The organism is Pseudoalteromonas sp. McH1-42 (assembly GCF_022347845.1).
GTDB classification, from domain to species: domain Bacteria; phylum Pseudomonadota; class Gammaproteobacteria; order Enterobacterales; family Alteromonadaceae; genus Pseudoalteromonas; species Pseudoalteromonas rubra_D.
This window is the reverse complement of sequence record NZ_JAKRFU010000082.1, coordinates 1-1,022: the sequence shown is the minus strand read 5'-3', so window position 1 is coordinate 1,022 and position 1,022 is coordinate 1. Positions and strand designations below refer to the sequence as shown.

At 55.5% G+C, this 1,022-nt stretch carries 1 protein-coding gene; it reads right to left on the bottom strand.

The window, feature by feature from the left end; translation table 11 throughout:
- Positions 1-1,022, bottom strand: a 1,022-nt coding sequence (locus MHN31_RS24115) for an Ig-like domain-containing protein (protein ID WP_239445558.1), incomplete at both ends; no start/stop codon positions are given.

The following is a 1,022-nucleotide window of genomic DNA, read 5'->3' as shown; positions in this document are numbered from 1 at the left end:
CAGCGCCAGAACCGGCGATTAAGACGTCATTGTCTTCTGCTGCGTTAACAAGGCCATCGGTTTCTATCGGTGTGGTGATGGTCAAGGCCGAAGGTGCTGCATTGTCCAGCGTAATCGTCTGAGTCGCAGCAGTCGAGGTATTACCTGCCGTATCCGCCTGGGTGGCCGACACTGTCAGCGTGCCATTGTTCAGGCCACTGACGTCCAGCTCACTGCCACTCAGCGTCCAGTTTCCTGAACTGTCTGCGGTCACAGTGCGACTTACCGAACTGTTATTGTCCGTGATAGTCACGGTCACACTGTTACCCGACTCAGCGCCGGAACCGGCAATTAAGACGTCATTGTCTTCTGCGGCATTGACTACCCCATCAGTCTCAATCGGCGTGGTGATGGTCAGCGCCGAAGGCGCCGCGTTATCCAGCGTAATCGTCTGAGTCGCAGCAGTCGAAGTGTTACCTGCCGTATCCGCCTGAGTGGCCGACACCGTCAACGTGCCATTATTCAGACCACTGACATCCAGCTCACTGCCGCTCAGCGTCCAGTTGCCAGAGCTGTCTGCGGTCACGGTACGACTGACTGTTGAATTGTTATCTGTGATGGTCACCGTCACGCTATTGCCCGACTCAGCACCAGAACCGGCGATTAAGACGTCATTGTCTTCCGCTGCGTTAACAATACCATCCGTTTCTATCGGTGTGGTGATAGTCAGTGCCGAAGGGGCCGCGTTATCCAGCGTAATCGTCTGAGTCGCAGCAGTCGAAGTATTGCCTGCCGTATCCGACTGAGTGGCAGACACCGTCAGCGTGCCATTGTTCAGGCCACTGACGTCCAGTTCACTGCCGCTCAGCGTCCAGTTACCTGAACTGTCTGCGTTCACGGTACGACTGACTGTCGAATTGTTGTCCGTGATGGTCACCGTCACACTGTTGCCCGACTCAGCGCCAGAACCGGCGATTAAGACGTCATTGTCTTCTGCTGCGTTAACAAGGCCATCGGTTTCTATCGGTGTGGTGATGGTCAAG